Below are 17,979 nucleotides of genomic sequence, written 5' to 3'. Positions count from 1 at the left end.
TATTATTAATTATAATATTAATCAAGATAACATTTATATATATAGGAAATACTTACAAGCCTTTGTCATATAATATAGTGATATCTATTGTAAAGAAGATGATAATATGAATGAGGACAAAAGTTACTATATTCAATTAAACAGTAAAGTTGAAAAAATGCTTAGAACATCAGAATTTTTAGGGTCTGGCCATAATGGAATAGTTTATTTGCTTCCTAACAAAAGAGTAATTAAAATTTTTAAAGATAAGAAAGTTTGTTCGGGAGAATATAATATTTTTGTTAAAACTAGAAAAAGCAAATATTTCCCTAATGTTTATGAGCATGGAGAATACTATATTGTAAGAGATTATGCAGGTGGTCAACGTCTTGACAAATATATAAAAAAACATGGTATTAATGAAGTAATATCGCTTAACATAATTAAACTTATTGAAGAGTTTACTAAACTTAAATTTAACAGACTAGACATTAGGTGTAAGGATTTATACTTAATGGATGATTTTTCGATTAATGTAATTGATCCTAAAAATAATTACTCTAAAAATGTAAATTATCCAAGACATTTAATGAAAGGTCTGAATAACTTAGGAGTAATAGATGAATTTTTATCAGTAGTTAGTGAAAAACGTCCAAAAACTTATAAGTTATGGAATTTTAGATTTAACCAATATTTAGAGAAAAATATTAAGTAGGTATTATAAATTCTTATAATAGAGATTCTAATACCTATAAAAACTGTCATTTCTAATTAATTGTTAGAAAGAACATAAGAGACTGTAATCCATAAAGGTACAGTCTCTTACAATAATATTTTATTGCAGCACATCTAAATCTCTTAAATCATCTAGAAATTCTTGAAAGTTTAGTGCTCTTGAAGAATTTAATATAATTCTTGCACTTCGAATTAACTTTTTATCATCAGTTACAAGGATATATTCTTTATTTTTTTGACAAATGTCAATTAAACTATAATCATTTATTGAAATTTTATCTCCATTAACTAAATATATATTTTTGTCTTGCTGATATTTAATAAAATCACTTGGTACACTATCGTTTATAAAATTAGAAGATGTTTCGTTATTAGTAATTATATGTCCTAACAATTTTAAAAATTTATTTGAGAGTACAAAATCTTCATTAAATTTTACATATTCTTTTACTGATAACTCCCCTGCTATGTCCTTCGAAATTTTAAAATCAACAGATTTTATATTTTCAATAGTATCAAGTAGGGTAGGATATTTATTCCACACCTTTATTACTATATTAGTATCCAATAAATACTCTTTACATATCATAATCTTATCTCCTTTAGAAGTAAATCTATAATAGTTTTTCAATAAAAAGATGCTTGTATTGCTATTTTATTAATATTATATTCATTATTATCTAAATGGTTGACTATTATTTATCTTTTTTTACCTTGATAAATGTATATATTACCATTATAATTTAGATGATATTATATAATTAAACAAACTTATATAATACTAAGATATGTTGAATTAATATTATTAAAGTGAGAATATAAAGAAAGGAGTAGCTGATACGCAGCTAATAGATGAAACTATGGAAATACATGTATTTTTAAAAGGAAGTAAAAAAGCTGTTGTTTATAGTGGCGACAGAATTGATGTTTTAGATTTTGAAATGAACAAAGTAAAATATAAGCAAATCAGATATTTTAGAAAGGGTTTCAGTAAAAGTGAACTTGTAGAACAAGAAAGTATAAACAAAATAGTTACAATAGATTAATAATAAATACCTACATCATTTAATTGAATGTAGGTATTTATTATAACTAACTATTGTCTTTTCTTAAGTTTTGATTTCTTTTTATTAGTACTTTTAGTTCCCTGACTTGGCCTACCTTGGGTTACTGTAGGTTTGCTTTTATCTTTTAGTCTTTTGCTTATAGGTTCATCCTTAGTTTTACTCTTTATGTTATTAATTTTGCCCTTATTTCCACCTTTAAATTCTTTTTGCTTTCCACTCTCATTATTAAATTGTTCTTTATTCTTTTTTCCTCTAGGTTTTACTAGGCACTTAGGGCCATAACCAATAAGGTCTTCTCTCCCAGCTTGTGTTAAAGCTGATAATACTAAATCGTATTTCATAGGGTCCTTATATTGAAGAAGTGCCCTTTGCATAGCCTTTTCATTTTTTGTTTTAGGTATATGAACTTCTTCAAGAGTTATTGGATCGAAACCCGTATAAAACATAGTAGTTGACAGAGTACCAGGTGTTGGATAAAAATCTTGTACTTGTTCTGGTTGATAATTAATATCTCTAAGGTATTCTGCTAGTTCTATTGATGATTCTAATGTGCATCCAGGATGACTAGACATAAAATAAGGAATAACGTATTGTTTTTTACCTATTTTCTCAGTAGACGCATAGAATTTTTCTAAAAATTTATTATAGGTTTTCCCTGCTGGCTTACCCATATATTTTAGAACTTTATGAGCAACATGTTCTGGTGCGACCTTAAGCTGTCCACTAACATGATGTTTTATAAGTTCATTTAAAAAAGTATCATCTTTATCCGCCATAATATAATCATAACGCAGTCCTGAACGTACAAAAACTTTTTTTATATTTGGAAGTTCTCTTAATTTTCTTAGGAGTTTTAAATATTCCATATGATCAACGTCTAAATTTTTACACGGGCTAGGATGTAGACATTGTCTATCCTTGCAAGCACCTACCTTTAACTGTTTATCACATGCTGGCCTTCTAAAATTAGCTGTAGGGCCTCCTACATCATGAATATATCCTTTGAAATCTTTAAGTTTTGTAATTTGAATTGCTTCCTCAATTAGTGAATTCTCACTTCTACTTTGCACAATTCTTCCTTGATGAAAAGTTATGGCGCAAAAGGCGCAACTCCCAAAACATCCTCTCGAACTTACTAAACTAAACTGAACTTCCTCTATAGCAGGTATTCCGCCCATTGCTTCATAACTAGGGTGATAATTTTTCTGATATGGCAAGCCATAAACTATATCTAATTCTTCTCTCGTAAGGGGCATTTCTGGTTTATTTTGTACAAGATACTTATTCGCATGTTTTTGCACAATACCAATTCCGCGAATGGGATCTTGCTCATCATATTGTATTTTAAAGGCCTCTGAATATTTATGTACATCTCTACATACTTCTTTATAAGATGCTATTTCAATGTAGCCTTCTATATTTTCTATATCGTCAGTAACATAACAGGTTCCTAGTACTTGTGTGATATCTTTTATATCTATGCCTTCATTTAACTTTTCAGCAATATTAACGACTTGTTTTTCACCCATGCCATAGATTAATAAATCTGCTCCGCTATCTATAAGCATTGATTTTCTTACCTTATCACTCCAATAATCATAATGTGCAAAGCGCCTTAAACTTGCTTCTATGCCACCAATAATAAGAGGAACATTTTTATAAGCTTCCTTAATTCTATTGCAATAGACTATTGTTGCTCTATCAGGTCTTAGGCCCATTTTTGCACCTGGAGAATATAAGTCTTTTTCTCTTATTTTCTTGCTTACGGTATAATGATTAACCATAGAATCCATATTTCCAGAATTAACCAGAAATCCAAGTCTTGGCTTACCTAATTTTTTGAAGTCATCTATATTTTTCCAATCAGGTTGGGCTATTATTCCTACTTTATAACCTTCATTTTCTAAAACCCTTGATATGATTGCAGTTCCAAAACTATGATGATCTACATATGCATCACCTGTAACTATAATGAAATCTAATTCGGTCCAGCCTCTATCTGCAATATCTTGTTTGCTAATAGGTAAATATTTATTATCTTTAATTAAGTCCACCTTCTTTTGATTTAATCGTAAGTTTTAATATATAATGTGAAATACAATTATAGCATGCTTTATAAATTAATTCTTTAAAAATAATAACTTCTTGTAATTTTAGTAACACCATTTTTATGTGTTTGCGTATAATATAATGACTTCACTTTGTGAAGTTCATATATATAAACTATAATTTAACATTTTATAATAAGGGGGAAATGTATGCATCGTTCAATAAATAACGTAAAAAATGAAAACATAGGATATAGTGAAGAAGCAATAACAAAGACTACTAACAATATTCAGCAAGATTTTAAAATAAATATTCATAATGGAAAAGGTTTTTATGAAACTGGAACTAATAATTCCTTTTGGTCAAGCTTGATTATTACTGCTAAAATATTTCAACCTCAAAATGGAGTTTGGGATATTGTAATTAGAGACAAATCAAAAAGAAATTTAGTGGTTTACGAAAACCATAACGTGGTACATGACAAAGAGATATCATTTAAATATAAAACAGGCTTAAAGGTAAACCTTCTAATTGAAGCTATTTGGACGCAAACTAAAGATACAACTCTATGTGGAGAAATATCTATTAATTACTAGTTCTCATATTTCTAATCCTATTTAGGTTTATTAAATTGTTCTTTCTAAAATTTAATAAACCTAAATAGGAATTAGATTTGTTCATTTACTTTTTCAAGCAATATTAAAAAGTCGTCCTGATTTTTTCTTTCCAAATACATATCTATAAGTGACTGAGTAGACAATTTATTAAGACCTTTATATCCATTATCTAAAATATCAGTTAAAACATTCATAAAATAGTCTTTACTTTTATCTATATTATTTAGCATCTTTGAGGATATATCTTTTATTAATTCTTCTTTTATACTTTCTCGAAGCTTTTCTGTGTATTCTTTCATAAAAATTTGTGCTTCTTCAGGGTACTGAGAAAAATCACCTGACATTATATCTTGAATTTTCATCATAACCACTCCTTAATAAATTATAACATTATTATTTTATATTAATGTTATACATCTCCATGTTTTGCGACCATTGCTGCACCAATTACACCCGCTTTATTACCTAACTGCGCTAAAACAATTTTAGCAATAGGTAAATCCTTATAATACTTATTTGCGATTACTTCTTTTGTGATCAAATCCAAAAGATATTGACCTGCCCCTGCAATTCCACCACCCAATACAATTATTTCTGGATCAATAAAATTAACTATATTAAGGATGCCTATACCTAAATATTTTATTAATCTATTAACAGCTAAGGTGGCTATTTTGTCCCCTTTTTTAGCACAATCAAAGATTATTTTTGCATTTAGATTATCTATATTACCTTCCACATTTTCCATTATTATAGTAGGTTCATTCATTTCCATAATTAGTTTTTTCGTGTATTTTATTATAGCAGTAGACGATGCAAATGTCTCTAGACAGCCGTTTCTTCCACAATTACAATTATAAAAATTTTCACCAATAACTGTATGTCCAAGTTCTGAGCCTACGCCATTAAACCCACTATAGATTTCGCCATTTAAAATAATTCCACCACCAATACCTGTACCTAAAGTTAGCATTAAACCGCTTTTACAATTTTGCATTGAACCACTCTCATATTCAGCAAGTGCAGCCACTGTTGCATCATTATCTATGTAAACCGGTGTATGAAGTGCGTCTTCTAACATCTTTCGCAATGGTACATTTCTCCAACCAAGATTGACACAAAATATTACATTACCATCCTTATCGGCTAGACCTGGAATACCGACCCCTATAGCTGTTATTTCGTTAAGTTGCATATGGTATTCGTCTAGAACCTTTAGAACTAGAGCTATCATATCATCTATTAGTTCTTGTGGTTCTCTTTCTGACCTTGTTTCACATGATTCTTCGTGTACTATTTTTCCATTCTCATCAACAATACCAATAGCAATATTAGTACCTCCTAAATCAATACCTATATACATACACTGCTTCCTTCCATAGCTTCTGCTACCATTTATTTTGGGTAAAAAAATTTTATTTATAATTATGTTTTTAATAAAATCAGATAATTCTATGTACAATTAAATTATATCATATATACGTATTCATGCTTTGTAAATTTAAAAAATTGCCAAATTATTTATACATTTATTTTCTATGGTACTTATAATATGCAATAACTTCTACATGTTCACTTGTTTTATCATCAGTATAACTTAGAATTATTCCATTTTGGCTCATTAGTTCAGAACACTGTAAACTTTCTATAGAGTGTGTAAAAATAACATCATTATCATTTTGAATGATAAATTGGTTATTTAAGATATTTATCACACAGCTCTTCCCTATTATAGATTCACCATATTGATTTGGATCTCTAGTTGTGACATATCTTACTTCAAAATTATTGATTCTTTTAAGTCTTGCTTCATTTTCTTTTTTTGCTTTTGTCTTTTTGCTATTAAAAAACATTTTATCACCCTATCTTTTATATTAATTACATTATACAGTAAATTGTTAAAAAATAGGGTCATTGATAAATCTAATTATTTTATAATATTATTTCGTATAATTTAGGTGACTTTGGGTCATTATAATAACTAATGACAATAAATAAACATATATATGAAAGGTAGTGTTTTTATATGGGATTTTTACGTTGGTTAGGTGGAATAATAGTATTCTTTTGGGTTTTAGGACTTATATTTAAAATAGGTGGTGGTATGATCCATATATTACTTGTAATAGCCGCAATAGTATTTATAGTGGATATGATTTCAGGTAGAAAAAAAGTCTGAAAACCTATTATCCAGATAATTTTTTTAACCAATATGCACATTTTTTGCGAAATTTCTAGTAAAATTAAATTATAGCTAACACAAATAAGTATATTTGCATAAAAGCAAATATACTTATTTGTGTTAATAGATTATTGTTGAAATAAATTATTGTTTTAACGTATAATGTAGATTATAAAAGAATAAAATTGTGAGGTAAAATAATGATAAAACAACAATTTGGTAATGATATAAAATGTAAAGAGCCGCTTGCCCAAAATAACAAGAAATGGTGCCAACTAAAAAAAAATGAACAGATATGTATTTCTAATATATTAAGAAATCAATATATTGATTTTGTATTAGGAAAAGACAGAAAACCAAATAAAAATGAAAAAGAGTTTATTACAGCCTGTGCTTATTTAGAAATACTAGAAAATCAAATTTATATATCTGTACCTGACTTAAGAAAGTATTTTCAAAGTAGAATTCCAAAATATGATATTTCTATAGAAAAGTTCTAATTACATAGTTTAAATCCGAACCTAAAAAGGAGGTGTATATAAATTTATGCACCTCCTTTTTATTAACTACATATGTATATGTGTCTTTGAAAGGTTCCTTTTGATACACTGCACCTATCATCTATGCGAAAGCCAACAGATTTAATTTGTTCTTCCATATCATCAAAAGTAACAATTACCATTTTAGCCGCTATCCTACGCGTACTACTCATAATAGCTAACTGCTGAGCTGTCGTAATTTGAGTAAATATGCCATAGGGAAGATCAACAATAGCTACATCATATTTATTTTGAATATTATTCATATCACCAATAGTTATCACATCCTCATATCCAAAATATCGAAGATTCGTCTTAGCGTTTTTACCAATTAAAGGGTTTATTTCATACCCTTTAATATTAATATGCATTGAAATGGCTTCAATTAGTACTGTTCCAATGCCACAACAGGGATCTACAACACTACAGTTTAGATTATTACCTACGGCTATGTTAACAATTGCTCTACAAACGTTAACCTTTAATGCATTAGAGTAAGAAAAAGGTTTTTTGTTCCGTTGTAACCATTCAGAAGTGTTGCTTTCACATTTACCAAATATCCATGTGTTTGCTATTTTTGTTATACCAAAAATAGTTTCTGGTTTTTTCATTTCACATTCTCCAAGTATGCTAAAGCCTATTTCAAATTCAATTCTACGACTCTCATGAAAACCTACATTTTCATTAGGCGCATTAATATAAGCAACTTTATATTTATTACTAGTTAATTCGTCATTATTAATTTGCTCTATAATTATCTCCATTGTTTCTCCCGTATACATTACTGAAATGCATTTTTTTATAAAAGGACTTCTAGAGGGGTCTATGTGTATATTAGAAAATAGATATTTATCATTAAGAGGTTTATTGAAAAGACATTTAATTTCCATTTTACATAAACTTTCTTCGTCACTGGAATAATTAGTGATGTATAAATACTTTTTTTCATTTTGTAATAGATGAAACATTAAAACACAACCTTTCTATATAGAACATTCTATTTTATATTAGTTACATGCATTTATTGTTTAAATTATATTAATATCTGTTAAAAATTTGTAAATCCGTTTTGTATATTCATCTTTGTTATTCCAGTATGATTGCGCATGACCCGACTTTTGAGCAATATATATATCCTTGTAGCTGTTCGTAGCTGCATACATTTGTTTACACATATAGGTAGGTACATAATCGTCATCTTCTCCGTGAATGAACAAAATCGGAACTTTTACTTTTGGTAGAGTTGTTATAGGTGACACATCTTTAAAATCCCATCCTGTTCGAATTTTGCTGATTTTACTTGCTAATTTTATTAAAGCAAAATTGTTTATATTATAATCCTTCTTCAATCTGCGGCTAAATAAATCTTGCGCATCAGAGTAACCGCAGTCTTCTATGCAGAAATTAATTCTATCGTCGATTGCAATATTTTGAAGAGCTGTGCCAGCACCCATGGATTCTCCATGTAGACCAATTATAATGTTTTTTCCTAATTTATCAAATAACCAATCAGTGCATTTTTTTAAATCAAACTTTTCGTAATAACCAAATGAAGTGTTACATCCCCCACTTAAACCATGATTTCTATGATCATAAATAAAGATAGCAAAGTCTTTTTTTAGAAACATATCCATGTATTTAACAGAAGAATATAAACTACAAGTTATTCCATGACACAGTATAATAACTTTTTTTGAACCATTATTCGGAAAGAAAAATCCGTGAATTTTATAATTATACTCTGAATCTATATATACCTCTTGTTTTTCCAAATTATTGAATTGTTCTATTTCTATTTTTCCTTCTTTTACTTCATTATCATATGTACAAGTATAGCTTCTAACCTCGGGATAGATGACTATACTAGAAAAATGCCAACCTACAATTAAAATGATACTAGTAATAATAATTAATATGACTATAAAAGATATTATAATTAACATGTTATCACCTCTTTTGACTATATTTAAAATGAGAAATCCGTATAAATTTATTGATTATGAAGCAAAAAAGGGCCCTTTTTTTAATACAGGACCCTTAAAAATACGCAAACTAGTGCATTTTTAGATTTTTTTTCTCTTTTTCAAAAAGAACATTATACAAGCAACTACAACTAGAGCTAATATAATATACGTCCTAAAAGTTAATGATGTAAATATATTTTCTGATTCATAATAAATCACAATAGAGCTTAGTGCAGGAACGACTAAATATTCTCCATTAAATTGTTTTATAGTTTTAACTCCTGCTTTATCACCATCTACTACGATATTCCATGTGCCATTATTTGATAATTTTACAGTCTTATCCTCCCTATTTGCATTATATGCAACTACAATGTGCGCCCAACTATCCATGTTTGCATTGTAATTCATTTCATATGCTACAACATTTTCAGGAACTACTAAAAATTTCAAATTTTTCTTAATCATATCCGCAGAGGTCATTCTAAAGGCAGGATGTGCTTTTCTTAATTCAATTAAGCCTTTGAAATAATCAACAGTTTCAATGTTTTTAGATTCCCTTGTCCAATCAATCTTATTTACATTATCACTTGCCTTATAAGAATTTTTAACACCCGCTTTAGTTCTTAAAAATTCTTGACCCGCTTGGAAGAATGGAATACCTTGTGAAGTAAGAATCATAGAATCTGCCATTTTGTGCATTTTTGTTCTTATTTCATAACTGTCCTTAGGATTTGTTAAAAGGAGCTTATCCCATAAGGTATTATTAGCGTGGGATTCAGTATAATTAACAATTTGTACAGGTTCTGTATTACCATAAGTCTCTATAATATTAGAGTAATCTATACCCCCAACTATTCCTTTTTTTATTGCTGTCTCTTTTTGAAGTGCACCATTAACGAACCCTTTTGCTTTTGGGAAAAATACACTTCCACTTAGACCATCTCTTATTTCATCATTGGTTTGTGTTATTTCAGTAAGTTTACTTGCATTTTGTTTATTTGCTTTTAACTCTGGAGAAAGGGTAGTCCCCTTATCTGATCCATCTCCCAAAACAAGAATAGAAGGATTTATACTGCTTAGTTTTTTTCTAATTTCATTCATAGTCTTTAGATCAATAAGACCCATCTGATCGAATTTGAATCCATCTAAATTATATTCTTTTGCCCAATAGATAACTGAATCAACAATGAATTTTCTTGCCATAACATTTTCAGAAGCTATTGTATTTCCATAACCACTTTCATTTGAATTAGTTCTAAAATAGTACCCAGGTACTATTTTATTGAAATTAGAATTAGTACCGCTGTACATGTGGTCATAAGCTACATCCACGTTTACTCTTAATCCATTATCGTGAAGGGCTTGTACTGCTTGTTTTAATTCTTTAACTCGCGTGGTAGGGTTATATGGGTTAGTTGAATAACTTCCTTCAGGTGCATTGTAATTTTTTGGATTGTAACCCCAATTAAATTGTGCTTTATTTGAAGTTTCATTTATAGTAGAGTAATCGAATATGGGCATAAGCTCCACATGGGTTACCCCTAATGCCTTTATATAATCAATTCCTGTCGAGTTACCATCAATTCCCTTTGTGCCCATTTCAGTAAATGCTAAGAATTTGCCTTTATTTTTTATACCACTGTTCGTGTCTATTGAGAAGTCTCTAACATGTAGTTCATATATAATTGCGTCAGTTAAATTCGAAAAGTCAGGTTTTTCATTTGGCTTCCAAATAGTAGGGTCTGTTTTCTTAAGATCTACTACAGCACCCTTATCACCATTTGCGGATACAGAACGTGCATAAGGATCCACAGCCTCATTCCAAACGCCTTTAATGTTAACTTTATAAGTATACAATATACCACTTTGATTTCCATTTAGGTCATAAGACCATGTTCCCTTTTCACTCTTCTTCATTTTGATTTCAGTGCCAGTTTTATCATTCCAATGTTCATAGGTTACTAGCTTTACATCGGTTGCAGTCGGTGCCCAGACTTTAAAGCTCGTTTTGCTAGTAGAATAAGTATTACCCAAATCATTTCCTTCATAAGAAAACATTTTTTCAAAACTAGCACTTTGCATTACATCACCAAATACTATTTCCTTTTCTGGAAAAGCTGTCTTTGAGATTGTAAGGGTTTGATTTAAATTTACATTTTCACTAAGTTCTATATTCGCAACTGTTGTAAAACCACCAATTACCTTTGAGCTTGTTATTTTATTTATTTTTAAAGCTTTTCCATTTGATTTAACTATAAAGCCTTGAGCATCCGCCGCAACAAATGGAAATGATACATTGGTTTCTATGTTTATGGTTTTCAAATCATCTAATTTTGCACTTACAAATTTATTGGGTTTGTTTATAACCTTACCAGGTATGGTAACTTTTAATTTGGTTGCTTCAGCTAAAGAATAGTATATTTTAGGATCTCCACCATTAATCCAAATTTCACCTACACCATTCTTGAACTTTTCAATAAATCTATCATCGTCTGTATCTTTTTTCCACTCATTTGTGTAAATTATAAAACCTACTTTATTAAAGTCTCCATCAAACTCAGTTTCACCAATCTGACCAAATGAATCTTTACTAGTAAAATCAAACTTATTTCCATCTTTTTTGTCAGACCATAACCACATCTTCCATTTTGAATTATTGTCTGCATTTCTAGCATAATGAATAATTATCTTTGTTTTATCACTCTGTGCAAAGGTGTGGATATTTGGCAATATAAAAAGAAATCCTGTCATAACTAAAACAGTAGTAAGAAAAATAATTAAAGTATTTCTTTTGTTATTCCCGTTCCAAAAGTTCATAAATTTCTCCCCTAAAAATAAAATTATGGTCTATATTTTTTTGATTTACTTATAACTTATATAATAATTGCGAATAAATTTAGTATATATTATATTGAAATATTTTACAACAATCAACTAAATGAAATCCTTATTTTGTTAAGTTTTAGCAATATACTAATTAATATCGTATAAAATAAATAGGGCTAATGATTAAAATATTAAGGCACAGATAGCTGACTAAAAGCCTGCAATTTGATACCTTTTTAAAATCAAATAGCCCTCGACGAATTCCATTAATGATAATAATTTATTGTGTATTCTTATCATTTATTTTTAGTCATTATACCACTTCTTGCTATTTAAACATTTTTACCTTAATACATTATATAATTTACGTAAGATATATACAAGTGGTTTGTTATTCTGTGATACATAGCCTACTTTTTTGATGAAATTATAAAAATTAATTTTCTTTTTCAGATAATATTTTCTTAATAATAGCTACTCTAGAGTCACCTAGTATATTAGAAATTTTTATAGGAATAGATCCTTCCTTAGAAAGTTTATCCTCGTTGGCATTGGCTAATATAATTATTTTTTCTTTTAGCTTATTATATTCTATAACATCATCTAAATAAAAATCTACTAAATCTTTTAAACATGTTCCTAATTCTTTTGGGTTTTTATAAATTTTTCTCATATTGTACTCCTCATTGATTTATAATTAGTTTTTATTGAAATAATACCTAAATAAAATCCTAAACTCGACTAAAAGTATATCACAAATTTTTATTATAATCTTACATTAATAATAAAATATTTAGTTTAGATATGAATATGGTTACTTCCATTTAAAGAATATACTCTAAGACAGCTGTCTTATTTACATTAATATAAAAATTACGCTAAAATAAAGTAAATTATTGTATTTCATGACTTAATAATACAGCCTACGTTAAGTTATGTTAAATATATTAATACAATATTGTACTTTGTTAAGTAATATCATATAATTAGGCTTGTACGGTTTAAAATATATCTTAATTTTAAATTTAGTAGTACAAATTTTAATTTAAAACATGTTTTTTATTTATCGAAGGAGGAACAATATATGTTTAATTTTAAACCACAAGACAATTTGTTTTTTGAGCTTTTCTCGAAGGGAGCTGAAATATTTAATAGTTCCGCAAAAGAGCTAAAATTGTTAATGAATGAACTCGATAATCCTAATGAAAGATTAGAGAAACTAGTAAAGCTTGAACATGAAGGCGACATTGTAACACATGAATTAATTGAATATACTAAGAAAATGTTTATAACTCCACTAGACAGAGAAGATATATTTAATATAACAAAAGGAATAGATAATATTACTGATAGTATTGAATCTACAGCCCATTTGTTCTATATGTATAATGTGACCTCGGCTACTCCAGAAGCTATTGAACTCGTTGATAAACTTATGGTTGTCTCATCAGACCTTGTTAAGGTGATTTTAGAATTAAAATCCCTTCGCAAAAGCACTATCTTAGTGGATAAGATCATCGATATAAACACTTTGGAAAACGAAGCTGATTTAATTTACAGAAAAGCGATGAGAAAACTATTCGAAAATCCCGAAGATATTTTGTTCGTAATGAAATGGAAAGATTTATACCATTATCTAGAAGATAGCATTGATGCTTGTGAAACACTTGCAAATGAAATCCGAGGAGTTGGTATGAAATATGCTTAGTTCATCAATAATAGTTGTTGTAATAATATTAGCTCTTATCTTTGATTTTATAAATGGATTTCACGATACAGCTAATTCTATTGCTACATCTATTGGTACTAAAGTACTTACACCTATGCAAGCATTAGGAATGGCTGCAGTACTAAATTTTGTTGGTGCTATGTTACATACAGAAGTTGCAAAAACTATAGGAACGGGAATAATAAACAATGGTATAGCTACTCCTCAAATTGTAGCTATAGCCCTAGTAGGTGCTATTATTTGGAACCTAATAACTTGGTATTATGCTATCCCTAGTTCTTCTTCTCATGCACTTGTTGGTGGACTTTTAGGTGCATCCATAACTACTCATAAACTTGATTTTTCTGTAGTTAATTGGAAAGGGTTTGTTGATAAAATAATAATCCCACTTATATCGTCACCAATAATAGGACTTGTATTTGGATTTTTATTTATGTTTTTGCTTACATGGTTATTCCATAAAGCAACTCATAAAAAAGTTAATGGTGTGTTTAAAAAATTACAAATTTGTTCTGCTGCTTTAATGGCATATAGTCATGGTTCAAATGATGCTCAAAAATCTATGGGTGTTATAACTATGGCACTAATTGCTGGTGGCTTTTTAAATGCAACTAACTTTGCTATACCCTTGTGGGTAAAAATTTCTTGTGCGTTAGCAATGTCACTCGGTACAATGGTAGGTGGTTGGAAAATAATAAAAACCATGGGTGTTAATATGATAAAGCTAGAGCCAATTGATGGATTTGCGGCAGAAACTGCAGCTGCACTTACTATTCAAGCAGCTACTGCATTAGGTGCACCGGTGAGCACAACTCATGTAATAACTAGCGCAATAATGGGTGTAGGGTCTTGTAAAAGGCTTTCTGCCGTTAGATGGAGCCTTGCGAGAACTATACTCGTTGCATGGGTTTTAACTATTCCGTGTAGTGCCCTTATATCGTCAGCAATTGCACTTGTATTTTATAGATAATACAATACATTTTAAGTAAATTGTATATAATAGCATTAAAACTTTAAAAAAATCCCCAATAATTTTATATTGAGGATTTTTTTATTATATAATGTTATTCTGCCATCTCTAAAGCTATTTCTATCATATTTGTGAATGATTGTTGTCTTTCTTTAGAAGTAGTTAACTCATGAGTTACTAAATTGTCTGATACTGTTAATAAACAAGCTGCTTTCTTATTTAATACTTTTGCATTACTAAATAAAGCAAAAGATTCCATTTCTACGCAAGTACAACCGTGCTTTTCATAAATATCCTTATAACTATCAATATTTTTACTATAAAATACATCCGAAGAGTGAATTTTTTCTTTATGGACTATAATTCCTAAATCATCTGCAATTTTTTCTAACTTATTATTAAGTAAAGATGATGCATCGATAGTATCTTTATCATATCCACTTTGAACTTTTGCATACGTTGATTCACTCCAAGCTTGCGTACATAATATTACATCATATAATTTCAAATCAGTAGTGTAAGCACCACAAGAACCAATACGTATAATATTTTCTACCTCATAAAAATCAAATAACTCATATGAGTAGATGCCGATACTTGGCATACCCATGCCACTAGCCATTACAGAAATTTTACGTCCCTTATATGTACCAGTGTATCCGAATATATTTCGCACCGTATTAAATTTAAGAACATTTTCTAAAAAAGTCTCTGCAATAAATTTTGCACGCAATGGATCTCCTGGCATTAATACTGTTTTTGCAATAATTCCTTTTTCTTTTACTTCAATATGTGGTGTAGGTATCATATTGAACCTCCTTATAATTGTTTTTCATTTTTTAAATAATATTTTAGTATTATTTATATTATACCAAAATATAGAATGTTTTGGTATTGTATATTTATTTTTTTATTTCGGTTTTTTTATTAGTTAATATTTTTTTTATTTTGGTTTACATTTTCAGATTAGTTTACATAATTTTAAGTATGTAAACTAAATATTAATATTTTCTTGAGCTGTTTTTTAAATTAGACTCACTATTAAAATATGATACAATTTTAATTTATATCATATTTTTACTATATTATCCCTTTTTAAATATCAAAACATATATATATATGATATAATTACGTGATATTTATATGAATATTGAATAACATATCGTACTTATTAAATAGGTACGATATAACTATAGATTGGAGATATGATATTAATGTGTAACAATGCAAATAACACAAATTATATACCTGGAGTAGTTGCAGTTTTGCCTAAAACGAATATGGATTTATATTTTCTGTTTTGCAATGATAAATTACTAGTGAAATTAGAAAATAATATAGCAAGTATACCAACTATTAATGAATTAGAAAATTTAGAAATGCATAATGTTCAATTCTTGGGTTCTGAAAATGGAATAAATTGTTACTGTGGGGAAATAAGTGAAGACGTTCTTATTCCAAATGTTATGTTTTGTATGAACCTTAAATCTTTAACTCATAAGCTACCAGAAGATATGTTTTGGATTGGAGGTAGGGCTGTTCAAGTAGTAAATTGGAATAATGATCATGTATATTGTGGGAGATGTGGCACATTAACTCAAAAAGTGAACGGAGAAAGGGCTAAAAAATGTCCAAAATGTGGCCTCTCAAATTATCCTAGAATATCGCCAGCCATAATTGTAGCTGTTGTACGTGACGGAAAATTACTTCTTGCTCATAACCTTCAGTTTCCTAAAGATTTATATAGTGTAGTTTCTGGATTTTTAGAGGTTGGAGAAACCTTTGAGGATTGTGTTGTTCGGGAGGTAGAGGAAGAAACAGGAATTACTGTAAAGAACATTAGCTATTTTGGGAATCAACCTTGGCCTTTCCCAAATTCTATAATGATTGGATTCACTGCCGAATATGCAAGTGGAGAAATACAAGTGGATGGAGAAGAAATAGGTCATGCTAATTGGTATAGTCCAAGTGATATGCCTATAACACCAGACAGTATAAGTATAGCTAAAAAATTAATTGATTGGTTTGTAGAAAATTATTAATTAAGCAACGACCCAGGAGATAATTTAATATACAATAACAACGAAAAGAGGTTAATTATGAATAAAAAAGAATTAGCAGATATAAGAAAAGAATTTAAATTAGACAATGGTATGATAAAAATTGAGGAGATTTATAGCGTTTATCTAAAAAAGGATAATGTACAAATTGATTATGAACCTATTATCCATTCAGAGTTTGATTACTTTGATAGAATGGATGTTGATAAAAGAGAACTATTTCTAGGAAATTTTAAGAAAGTTCTTACAGGTGCACTTGATACTAAGATATTTGAATTAGATTTTCAAAATATCGAAGATGAGGATAACACTCAGAAATTTTTAACAAACGCCTTAAAATCAAATACTAAAGATGAAATAGAAAGTAATATTAATATAATCATTAATAAAATTGCAGCTAATTATAAATATGAAACGGATGTTGTTGTGACATTTATAAAAGCTGAGTACTATATAGGGTCAAGTCATAAGAATATGGACGCAGATGAAAGTATCCAAGATTCAATGAAGGCTTTTAATTTTATTTTATCCAGTGTTAATAAAATAGACATTCCAAAGAGAACGCTAAAATTCGATTATACTGATAAAGAATTTAAAGCAAATTCAGTTCTAGATTCAGTTATTAATCTTAATGCTCCACTCGAAGGGTTTATGTTCCCTAGCCTTAGTTGCGGTTATTCAGACTTTAATAAGTGTTTATATTATGCTTCAAAGCCTAAGGAATTAAATTCAGCTTTTATAGAAAATGTTCTTAACTGTGGTTTCAAATTTACTGCTGAAGATGAAAAAAATTGCTTTGGTGATATATTAAAATCTATAATTGGAGATAAAATAAAACCAGAACTTATGCAAGATATCTATGCTAATATACATGAGTTAGCAGAGCAAGCTTACGATGGCGAAACTCCAATCCTTGGAGTTATAGATGTAAAAAATATTCTTAGTAATTGTGGCGCAGAGATCATCTCTGATATAGACACGGCATTTGAAGAGACTTGCGGTAGTAAGTATGATTTTAAGATAAATAATATTGTACCAGAATTTAATTCTAAATCAATTAAAATTACTAGTGAAATCGCAAATATCACTTTAACTCCAAAAGATCTTAACTCGATTAAACAGGTAAGAAACAAGGATGGTAGAAGATGTCTACTTATTGAGATTGAGGATGACATAGTTATAGAAGGATTTAAATTAGAAACTGAAGAATTTTAATAAATTTAACAAATAAAAATAAGTCTTAGATTATAAGACTTATT

At 28.7% G+C, this 17,979-nt stretch carries 19 protein-coding genes; 9 read left to right on the top strand and 10 right to left on the bottom strand.

What is annotated here, in order from left to right:
* The first annotated feature begins 106 nt into the window (after positions 1 to 106).
* On the top strand, positions 107 to 694 hold the full coding sequence (locus LL038_RS05815) for a protein kinase (RefSeq protein WP_216121438.1): 588 nt from the start codon (positions 107 to 109) through the stop codon (positions 692 to 694).
* A 120-nt stretch (positions 695 to 814) separates the two neighbouring features.
* Here LL038_RS05815 and LL038_RS05810 read toward each other — a convergent pair whose 3' ends face one another.
* Positions 815 to 1,303 (bottom strand): hypothetical protein, encoded by a 489-nt coding sequence (locus LL038_RS05810; protein ID WP_216121440.1) that lies wholly within the window; start codon positions 1,301 to 1,303, stop codon positions 815 to 817.
* Positions 1,304 to 1,574: 271 nt separating this feature from the next.
* On the opposite strand from LL038_RS05810, the gene LL038_RS05805 reads away from it, so the two are divergent.
* Complete coding sequence (locus LL038_RS05805) at positions 1,575 to 1,760, top strand: hypothetical protein (protein WP_216121442.1); 186 nt, start codon at positions 1,575 to 1,577, stop codon at positions 1,758 to 1,760.
* A gap of 50 nt (positions 1,761 to 1,810) precedes the next feature.
* On the opposite strand, the gene LL038_RS05800 is transcribed toward LL038_RS05805, so the two are convergent.
* Positions 1,811 to 3,826: a YgiQ family radical SAM protein gene (locus LL038_RS05800; RefSeq protein ID WP_216121748.1), complete on the bottom strand. Its 2,016-nt coding sequence runs from the start codon at positions 3,824 to 3,826 to the stop codon at positions 1,811 to 1,813.
* Positions 3,827 to 4,039: 213 nt separating this feature from the next.
* On the opposite strand from LL038_RS05800, the gene LL038_RS05795 reads away from it, so the two are divergent.
* A complete protein-coding gene (locus LL038_RS05795) occupies positions 4,040 to 4,426 on the top strand; it encodes a hypothetical protein (RefSeq protein ID WP_216121444.1) in 387 nt (128 codons plus the stop codon).
* Positions 4,427 to 4,497: 71 nt separating this feature from the next.
* Here the strand turns inward: LL038_RS05795 and LL038_RS05790 are convergent, their stop codons facing one another.
* The 3 genes from LL038_RS05790 to LL038_RS05780 form a co-directional block, all read right to left on the bottom strand.
* Positions 4,498 to 4,812 carry a hypothetical protein gene (locus tag LL038_RS05790; RefSeq protein ID WP_216121446.1) on the bottom strand — a complete coding sequence of 105 codons (315 nt, stop codon included), beginning with the start codon at positions 4,810 to 4,812 and terminating at the stop codon, positions 4,498 to 4,500.
* A 44-nt stretch (positions 4,813 to 4,856) separates the two neighbouring features.
* On the bottom strand, positions 4,857 to 5,810 hold the full coding sequence (locus LL038_RS05785) for an ROK family protein (protein WP_216121448.1): 954 nt from the start codon (positions 5,808 to 5,810) through the stop codon (positions 4,857 to 4,859).
* Positions 5,811 to 5,976: 166 nt separating this feature from the next.
* Entirely contained in the window at positions 5,977 to 6,300 is a 324-nt protein-coding gene (locus LL038_RS05780) for a hypothetical protein (RefSeq protein ID WP_216121450.1), read from the bottom strand.
* A 173-nt stretch (positions 6,301 to 6,473) separates the two neighbouring features.
* Between LL038_RS05780 and LL038_RS05775 the strand changes: the two genes are divergently transcribed.
* Together LL038_RS05775 and LL038_RS05770 are read left to right on the top strand one after the other, a co-directional pair.
* Positions 6,474 to 6,626 (top strand): lmo0937 family membrane protein, encoded by a 153-nt coding sequence (locus LL038_RS05775; RefSeq protein WP_216121452.1) that lies wholly within the window; start codon positions 6,474 to 6,476, stop codon positions 6,624 to 6,626.
* Positions 6,627 to 6,829: 203 nt separating this feature from the next.
* Complete coding sequence (locus tag LL038_RS05770; protein WP_216121454.1) at positions 6,830 to 7,129, top strand: hypothetical protein; 300 nt, start codon at positions 6,830 to 6,832, stop codon at positions 7,127 to 7,129.
* Positions 7,130 to 7,191: 62 nt separating this feature from the next.
* Here LL038_RS05770 and LL038_RS05765 read toward each other — a convergent pair whose 3' ends face one another.
* From LL038_RS05765 to LL038_RS05750, 4 genes are all read right to left on the bottom strand, one after another.
* Positions 7,192 to 8,136, bottom strand: coding sequence for a TRM11 family SAM-dependent methyltransferase (locus tag LL038_RS05765; RefSeq protein ID WP_216121455.1), 945 nt, complete (start codon positions 8,134 to 8,136; stop codon positions 7,192 to 7,194).
* A 60-nt stretch (positions 8,137 to 8,196) separates the two neighbouring features.
* The gene (locus tag LL038_RS05760) at positions 8,197 to 9,111 is read right to left on the bottom strand and encodes an alpha/beta hydrolase (protein ID WP_216121457.1); all 915 of its coding nucleotides are present in this window, start codon (positions 9,109 to 9,111) and stop codon (positions 8,197 to 8,199) included.
* Positions 9,112 to 9,231: 120 nt separating this feature from the next.
* Positions 9,232 to 11,952, bottom strand: coding sequence for a type I pullulanase (gene pulA / locus LL038_RS05755; protein ID WP_216121459.1), 2,721 nt, complete (start codon positions 11,950 to 11,952; stop codon positions 9,232 to 9,234).
* A gap of 445 nt (positions 11,953 to 12,397) precedes the next feature.
* Positions 12,398 to 12,634 carry a TIGR04540 family protein gene (locus LL038_RS05750; protein WP_216121461.1) on the bottom strand — a complete coding sequence of 79 codons (237 nt, stop codon included), beginning with the start codon at positions 12,632 to 12,634 and terminating at the stop codon, positions 12,398 to 12,400.
* 411 nt (positions 12,635 to 13,045) lie between these two features.
* On the opposite strand from LL038_RS05750, the gene LL038_RS05745 reads away from it, so the two are divergent.
* Positions 13,046 to 13,669: a DUF47 domain-containing protein gene (locus tag LL038_RS05745; protein WP_216121463.1), complete on the top strand. Its 624-nt coding sequence runs from the start codon at positions 13,046 to 13,048 to the stop codon at positions 13,667 to 13,669.
* Positions 13,662 to 14,660 (top strand): inorganic phosphate transporter, encoded by a 999-nt coding sequence (locus LL038_RS05740; RefSeq protein ID WP_216121465.1) that lies wholly within the window; start codon positions 13,662 to 13,664, stop codon positions 14,658 to 14,660. Before LL038_RS05745 ends, LL038_RS05740 begins: the two co-directional genes overlap by 8 nt.
* A 94-nt stretch (positions 14,661 to 14,754) precedes the next feature.
* Here the strand turns inward: LL038_RS05740 and deoD are convergent, their stop codons facing one another.
* Positions 14,755 to 15,468: a purine-nucleoside phosphorylase gene (gene deoD, locus LL038_RS05735; RefSeq protein WP_216121467.1), complete on the bottom strand. Its 714-nt coding sequence runs from the start codon at positions 15,466 to 15,468 to the stop codon at positions 14,755 to 14,757.
* Between the two features lie 406 nt (positions 15,469 to 15,874).
* On the opposite strand from deoD, the gene nudC reads away from it, so the two are divergent.
* Positions 15,875 to 16,702 (top strand): NAD(+) diphosphatase, encoded by an 828-nt coding sequence (nudC, locus tag LL038_RS05730; RefSeq protein WP_253200216.1) that lies wholly within the window; start codon positions 15,875 to 15,877, stop codon positions 16,700 to 16,702.
* A 57-nt stretch (positions 16,703 to 16,759) separates the two neighbouring features.
* On the top strand, positions 16,760 to 17,935 hold the full coding sequence (locus LL038_RS05725) for a DUF4317 family protein (RefSeq protein ID WP_216121469.1): 1,176 nt from the start codon (positions 16,760 to 16,762) through the stop codon (positions 17,933 to 17,935).
* Positions 17,936 to 17,979: the final 44 nt, after the last annotated feature.

The organism is Clostridium estertheticum, from assembly GCF_026650985.1.
Taxonomy (GTDB): Bacteria; Bacillota; Clostridia; order Clostridiales; family Clostridiaceae; genus Clostridium_AD; species Clostridium_AD estertheticum_C.
Note: the sequence above shows the minus strand (reverse complement) of the source record. Positions and strands in the feature narration are given on the sequence as shown.

Bases quoted from the DNA above. Each gene is read 5' to 3' on its own strand.
- pulA (WP_216121459.1), bottom strand. From the start codon at position 11,952: ATGAACTTTTGGAACGGGAATAACAAAAGAAATACTTTAATTATTTTT.
- LL038_RS05760 (WP_216121457.1), bottom strand. From the start codon at position 9,111: ATGTTAATTATAATATCTTTTATAGTCATATTAATTATTATTACTAGT.
- deoD (WP_216121467.1), bottom strand. From the start codon at position 15,468: ATGATACCTACACCACATATTGAAGTAAAAGAAAAAGGAATTATTGCA.
- LL038_RS05785 (WP_216121448.1), bottom strand. From the start codon at position 5,810: ATGTATATAGGTATTGATTTAGGAGGTACTAATATTGCTATTGGTATT.
- LL038_RS05745 (WP_216121463.1), top strand. From the start codon at position 13,046: ATGTTTAATTTTAAACCACAAGACAATTTGTTTTTTGAGCTTTTCTCG.
- LL038_RS05790 (WP_216121446.1), bottom strand. From the start codon at position 4,812: ATGATGAAAATTCAAGATATAATGTCAGGTGATTTTTCTCAGTACCCT.
- LL038_RS05815 (WP_216121438.1), top strand. From the start codon at position 107: ATGAATGAGGACAAAAGTTACTATATTCAATTAAACAGTAAAGTTGAA.
- LL038_RS05750 (WP_216121461.1), bottom strand. From the start codon at position 12,634: ATGAGAAAAATTTATAAAAACCCAAAAGAATTAGGAACATGTTTAAAA.
- LL038_RS05770 (WP_216121454.1), top strand. From the start codon at position 6,830: ATGATAAAACAACAATTTGGTAATGATATAAAATGTAAAGAGCCGCTT.
- LL038_RS05725 (WP_216121469.1), top strand. From the start codon at position 16,760: ATGAATAAAAAAGAATTAGCAGATATAAGAAAAGAATTTAAATTAGAC.
- LL038_RS05775 (WP_216121452.1), top strand. From the start codon at position 6,474: ATGGGATTTTTACGTTGGTTAGGTGGAATAATAGTATTCTTTTGGGTT.
- LL038_RS05805 (WP_216121442.1), top strand. From the start codon at position 1,575: ATGGAAATACATGTATTTTTAAAAGGAAGTAAAAAAGCTGTTGTTTAT.
- LL038_RS05810 (WP_216121440.1), bottom strand. From the start codon at position 1,303: ATGATATGTAAAGAGTATTTATTGGATACTAATATAGTAATAAAGGTG.
- LL038_RS05765 (WP_216121455.1), bottom strand. From the start codon at position 8,136: ATGTTTCATCTATTACAAAATGAAAAAAAGTATTTATACATCACTAAT.
- LL038_RS05780 (WP_216121450.1), bottom strand. From the start codon at position 6,300: ATGTTTTTTAATAGCAAAAAGACAAAAGCAAAAAAAGAAAATGAAGCA.
- LL038_RS05740 (WP_216121465.1), top strand. From the start codon at position 13,662: ATGCTTAGTTCATCAATAATAGTTGTTGTAATAATATTAGCTCTTATC.
- LL038_RS05795 (WP_216121444.1), top strand. From the start codon at position 4,040: ATGCATCGTTCAATAAATAACGTAAAAAATGAAAACATAGGATATAGT.
- nudC (WP_253200216.1), top strand. From the start codon at position 15,875: ATGTGTAACAATGCAAATAACACAAATTATATACCTGGAGTAGTTGCA.